This window comes from Phocaeicola sp. ICN-14070, assembly GCF_037892625.1.
Lineage (GTDB): Bacteria > Bacteroidota > Bacteroidia > Bacteroidales > Bacteroidaceae > Phocaeicola > Phocaeicola plebeius.
The window spans coordinates 1-5,539 of the sequence record NZ_JBBKBF010000109.1; the positions used below are offsets into that span (position 1 = coordinate 1).

7 protein-coding genes are annotated in these 5,539 nt (G+C 42.2%); 5 read left to right on the forward strand and 2 right to left on the reverse strand.

The features are described from left to right. Window positions 1-41 precede the first annotated feature (41 nt). A complete protein-coding gene (locus WKT20_RS17375; RefSeq protein WP_054856498.1) occupies window positions 42-806 on the forward strand; it encodes a hypothetical protein in 765 nt (254 codons plus the stop codon). Window positions 807-860: 54 nt separating this feature from the next. Here WKT20_RS17375 and WKT20_RS17380 read toward each other — a convergent pair whose 3' ends face one another. After that, window positions 861-2,138, reverse strand: a complete 1,278-nt coding sequence (locus WKT20_RS17380; RefSeq protein WP_054856497.1) for a relaxase/mobilization nuclease domain-containing protein — start codon at window positions 2,136-2,138, stop codon at window positions 861-863. 462 nt (window positions 2,139-2,600) lie between these two features. Here WKT20_RS17380 and WKT20_RS17385 point away from each other — a divergent pair, with 462 nt between their 5' ends. The 4 genes from WKT20_RS17385 (at window position 2,601) to WKT20_RS17400 (ending at window position 5,057) form a co-directional block, all read left to right on the forward strand. After that, window positions 2,601-2,828, forward strand: a complete 228-nt coding sequence (locus tag WKT20_RS17385; RefSeq protein WP_008142517.1) for a hypothetical protein — start codon at window positions 2,601-2,603, stop codon at window positions 2,826-2,828. Next, window positions 2,825-3,160: a hypothetical protein gene (locus WKT20_RS17390; RefSeq protein ID WP_082390381.1), complete on the forward strand. Its 336-nt coding sequence runs from the start codon at window positions 2,825-2,827 to the stop codon at window positions 3,158-3,160. The genes WKT20_RS17385 and WKT20_RS17390 overlap by 4 nt, the downstream gene beginning before the upstream one ends. 86 nt (window positions 3,161-3,246) lie before the next feature. After that, window positions 3,247-3,456 (forward strand): DUF6722 family protein, encoded by a 210-nt coding sequence (locus tag WKT20_RS17395; protein ID WP_008142531.1) that lies wholly within the window; start codon window positions 3,247-3,249, stop codon window positions 3,454-3,456. A 533-nt stretch (window positions 3,457-3,989) separates the two neighbouring features. Continuing rightward, the gene (locus tag WKT20_RS17400; RefSeq protein WP_054856500.1) at window positions 3,990-5,057 is read left to right on the forward strand and encodes a protein rep; all 1,068 of its coding nucleotides are present in this window, start codon (window positions 3,990-3,992) and stop codon (window positions 5,055-5,057) included. A 14-nt stretch (window positions 5,058-5,071) separates the two neighbouring features. Here WKT20_RS17400 and WKT20_RS17405 read toward each other — a convergent pair whose 3' ends face one another. Beyond that, window positions 5,072-5,494 (reverse strand): hypothetical protein, encoded by a 423-nt coding sequence (locus tag WKT20_RS17405; RefSeq protein ID WP_117748734.1) that lies wholly within the window; start codon window positions 5,492-5,494, stop codon window positions 5,072-5,074. Window positions 5,495-5,539: the final 45 nt, after the last annotated feature.

Below are 5,539 nucleotides of genomic sequence, written 5' to 3' on the forward strand. Positions count from 1 at the left end.
TATTAATTTTGAGTGTTTTATAAAAATAGGAGGAATTTGTTATGAAAAAAGTTTTGTTTTTTGCTTGTGCGTTATTTGCTGGTATGGCTGTAACCTCATGTTCCAATGAAGATGATTTAACGACTGTATCTGTTAGTGATACTCAAACAGACATGGAAGTCTTATCTCGTTTTATTGATGTGAATGAAGCTACGAATGAGTACTATATTAATGAAAACAAGAAAACAAGGGCTTTGTCGTATGTTTCTGATTCAGATTGGCAAGCTCTTCAAAATGTAAGTCCTGTAAATTTAGAGAAGTGTAAGAAGGATTTGCAGGCTTTGAATGAACAAGTAGCAGAAGCGGTTTCAGACCCTAAAGTTGCTTATATGGTTTTTTCTGTAAATGGGAAAACAATTGTTAAGAATTTAAGAAACGCAAATTTTGGTTTTGAAAAATCAGAGGGAACGGCAGTTTCTTCAAGAACTATACCTTCAACACTGATGGTGTATGGTGGTAGTGAACAAACCACAACTCCTTTTAAAGACCCAAGTAGGACAATTCGTATGACTGTTGAGAAAGATCCATTTGTGACTGGATATTATTTTTTCCAAATTCTTAGTCCTAATGCAAAGGTTAATCCAGATGACAATACAACAACTCCTGAAAGTGTTGCATTTAGCGGAACTGGTTCTTTGTTTAATACATCGTTTACGTGGACAGCTTATTACGATGCGTTGGAAAATGGGCAATATAATTGGGAATTTAAAGCTAAAGGAAGTACACCAAGTTCTGGTACAATAGCTACTTGCCGTTTTAGTAAATAATAGTTTACTTATTTATATGAAGAAGGAGAGCGCTTTTAATGCTCCCCTTCTTTTTTATATATGTAATCCTTTACCAATATCAAGACCTAATACCTTTTGCAGCTTATTCCAAAGCTCTCGAAAGAAAGTTTTGAAGTGTGTGTCATTCATCCAAATGGTGGTTATGCCGTTCCGGCTCTTTGCGATGTCTATTTTTACGTTCTTGACCGGATACGACTTTCTTCTTTCCCTGTCATAAAGGTTTCCGGTGTAGGTTATCTCCTTTCCTGTAAGGAGCTGCCGGATATTGTTGTTTTCTACTCCCATAGACTGGAGTTCCTCGATATTCTCTTTGGCGTTCTCCATGCTTGGGAACATTTCGGTAATGGCTCTCATTCGGGCTTCTCCGTTTCTGATTGCCAGTCGGTGCGTTTCTCTCTCCCTTGCCAGTTCCGTGTTTGCGGTTCTGATATGTCCCTCGAGGTTCTGAACTTTCGTTTGAAGCGTGTAGTTTTCGGATTTCAGTCCTTTTATTTCCTGCTCCTGCCGTTTTACCTTCCCGGCATTGAAAAGGCTTGTAGTGGCATCAAACACGGTTGTTCCGGCTTTCATCAGGGCGGCTCCGGTATCGGCTGCCGCTCCCTTCAGCTTCTGAACCTTGATGTCCGTTTTTACCTCCTTCAGCTTTTCTCTTGTCTGTTCAAGTTCCTCACGGACTTTGCCTACTTTTTCCATTCCCTCTTGTTTGGTCTGTTCCAGTTCTTGGCACTCCTTCTGAAGCTGCGCTGCCTTTTCAGATTCAGCCTGATTCTTGTACTGTATTGCTGAAAGGTGCTTCCGGTCGGAGGACACACCTCGCTCCATGTTCAGACACTCTGCCGTTATGGTCTGCATCTCTGCCATGTCGTGCTGGTTGAGCTTGATTGTCTTTCCGGTGTGTCCGTCCGTCCAGTCGAATATCATGTGTGCATGGTAGTTCGGTTTCCATTCGTTCTCCAGTCCGTTCCATACGGCTGCACCCTCGTCCTTGTGGGTGTAGATTTGAAACGTGTGTATTCCGAAACGCTGCTCCAGTCTGTTCGCCAGTTCCCGGAGCTGACTTATGGTCGTGTTTTCTTGGATTACGACAACTCCCTCCCGGATTGGGGTTGCCTTCTTCTGCAATCCCTGCCCGGTTGCTGCTTTGTACTTCTCTGCGATGTCCTGATGTACTTCAGGAATGGAGCGTTCCACCCACTGCTCGTTGCGGTTGGTCAGTTCTGGACGGATGTAGTCCAGTTCCTTGCTGCGTAGGTTGTGCCGTTCTGCACTGCCGATGTTGCAGGCTCTTACATTGATGCTTGTCTTTGCCATACTGTATGCGATTTAGGTTTCTGTACTTCACGGCAAGTCGGTACGGAGTAGCGACTTGCATTGGGGTCGAGGGGTGTCCCCTCGCACACAACCCCTTTAGGGGTTATAGTGTGCTATAACCTTTGACAAAGTTAAACCATTCGGATGGGATTTGCAAGCGGTGTGAAATTACTTGAGTTCTCAGGAAGTTTTCAGGAACTCTCAGGCTTTTCTCAGATACCGCATGGCACAAAAACTCATCGGTCGGGGAGCGCCGGCACGGCAAGGGGGTGTACCAACACTCCCGACGAGTGCAGCCATTTGCATGGGTGTTTTCTTTTCGTTGGCGGTATTTGGTTTCTGTAACAAAAATCAGATAGCCTACTTTTGATTTTTGTTACATTATTCAATTTTTAACGCTTGATTTTTGTAACGTAATCAACTATTTCGTACCTTTGATTTCGTAACATAAATCAAAGAGTTATGGAGTGCAATAACATTTATTATGCGGTGGATATTGACGGTGAGGTGTCCGTCAAGAGTGATTCCGAAGTGTCAGAAATCGGACATGGCTGCAAGATAATAGGCAGGGTGTGTACGTTGGAGTGTGATACATCGTGTATGGCTTACCGTTCCGGCACGTGTCCTTTTATCTGCATGAAGGATTCTTCCGGCAACTGGATTCATGTAAGAAAGGAGGTAAGTTTATGAGTACTGAAAGCGTAACGAAATCAAAGAGGGGTGGCAAACGTGAAGGAGCCGGACGCAAACCGCTGAGCGGATATGGGACGGTTGTCATGCGTGTCCCTTCCGGTATGAAGAAGTACATTCTCTCCATGATAGACATATATGTAGACTGGCTGAATAACGATGAAATGAAAAAGTATATAAAGGAGCGCACCACTGCCGGAGAGCGGTTGCAGGCTATAAACATCATAGAACGTCTTGTCCTGCATGAGAGGGAACGGATTGCGGAACGTGCCAGGAACGATGATGACGAAAGGCAGATAAGTTTGTTTGAAGAGCAACACTCCATTGAGTGAAGGCACGGTTTGTCTTTGTGTGCTCCCCCTTTGGGGGACGGGAGGGGGATAGAACAAGAAACCAATAAAATTAATATATTTGCATTATGGAAAAGGAACGTAAGGAGGTTATTTTTACGGAAACCGGGAAGCTCCTCATAGATGTGGCGAAGCTGGTATTTGGAGGTGTGATACTTGCCGGAATAATGAAACTGGACGTGAACAGGGCACTTTTATTCACGATAGGAGGTATTTTTGCGGTGATATGCGCCTTTGCTGGCATTGCGTTCATTGCGTTGTCTAAGAAATCAAAATAACAGTATTATGGAACTGATAGTATTTTTGTCTGTGTTTGGTCTTGCTGCCCTTGTGGCAGGGATATGGGCTTGTGTACAGATACACAAGACAGACCAGTCGAAGAAGGAAACCGCTTGACCGTATTAGTACGGTAGGGAAAGAATAAAGCTGCCAGGGATGTCGGAACTCCGTCAATTCGCCCTGGCAGCTTATTTTTTGCAACTCTCCCGTATCGTTCGGCAGGTTGTCTTTGTGTACTGCGAATATAGGTCTTTTTCCCGAAAGTACAAAGTGTTTGGGTGTTGAGCCGGATGGTGGGGGAATGGGGGCAAGCCCCCATACTTGATAAATCAGAAAGTTTCGTGTCAGTTGCTGTTTTAAAGGTTTTTCAAAGGGATATTTGGCGGTTTGAAAGGTTTTGCCTACTTTTGGGGTAGAGTTAATAACACAAAGCCCCGAGCGGCAAACTCGGGGCTTCATATTGTCCAATCGGCGATTGTTTAGCTTCTTTCTTGGCGGGAGGATTCTAAACAAAAGCCACAAAAATTTTCCTATGTGCAAAGATACTACAAATAAAACCATATCCAAAGAAAACCCTATAAAAAAGGGTGAAGAAAGTCTTAAAAAGAAAGCAAAGACTAAAATCATAGCACATAATTTCAGCCGGAAACTTGCGGAAAAAAACCCAGAAAGCAAGTTAATCAAGGCTTACGAAGAATCCTATTTTTGTTCTAATACATATACGGTGGGGGGTGGAAAAGCCCATTCACACTATTGTCATAGACCATTTTGTCCTATTTGCCAGCGTATTCAGACTGCGCAGAATATAGAAAAGTTTCTTCCTATAATGAAATTTTTGCATAGTGAGGGAAGGGATTTCTATTTTGTGACGCTTACTTGCCGGAATTGTGTTACGGACAATGTGGACGAGTTACGTGCGTTTATAAAGAAAAATAATAAGTTGTGGTCTGAAGGTATAAGAACTAGGCACGCATTTCGCTCTTTGAAGTGTTCCGGTGTGATGAAAAAGGAATGTACCTACCATGTGAAGGATAAGAAGAAAGGCGTGTATTCCTTCCATTATCATTTTCATGTGATAGTGGATTCGTTGGAAGCTGCCAGGTACATAGTGGCACAATGGAAGAAATTGCAGGGCACAGAATCGGATTCACGTTTTCAGAAGTATGTTAAGGTTCAAGATTTGGAAGGTAGTGCACTGGAGCTTTTTAAGTATTCCTCAAAAGCTTCTGTTTCTGTAACGAAATCGAAGAAACAGAAGGGAAAGAAAACAAAGATTGAGAAGGTAGAAATCAACTATCAGGCTTTGGACATGATATATACTGCCATGCACAGTATGCAGCGTATGAGCAGTTTCGGCAAGTTCAGGGAAATGATAGGGGATGAAGCGTTGAACGAGTTCCGGGACGAGGACTTGGAGTTGAACGTGGAAGGTCTTAATGTGGAGGATGGTGTTTATACCTGGTATATGTCCGTAAAAGATGGTGTTGCGGACTGGTTTAATATGGAAACCGGAGAAGCATTGTGCCGTTATGAGGTAACGAGTAAGGACGAACTTCTTCAGGAAATTTATCTTGAGGAGATAAAAAAACCTCCTTGTTGATTGTTGGATGAAATTTATTTGGCGTATGGTTTGAGCGTAACGTATTCTCTGGACATTCCTATTTCTCCGAATTCTCCACTTCTATCGTAGAATGAGAATTGTTCTTTATTTAGTCTGTCTATATCCCAGTAGTGTTTGTTACCAAAATAAATGGTATTAAATGCAGGGTCATAGAATGACCATTGTCTAGTGGTTTTGTTTATGTGTTCGGTCCCTTCTGAATCTGTTGTAATGATGATGTGTTCGTATGTGCCATCTTCATTAAAATTATAAGCGTCCTGGTATGTAGTGCCGTTTTCATTGTTAATTTTATCTCTGCACCAAATAGTATCGCATATTAATGAAATGATTTTGTTCTGTCCGTCATTGTAATAACCTTCTTTTTCAATGCAGCTTTGTAAAGTGATTATTATGATAGCTAATATTATTTTTTTCATAAGAAAATCAATTGGTACTTTACAAAGATACGGATTTTATTATTA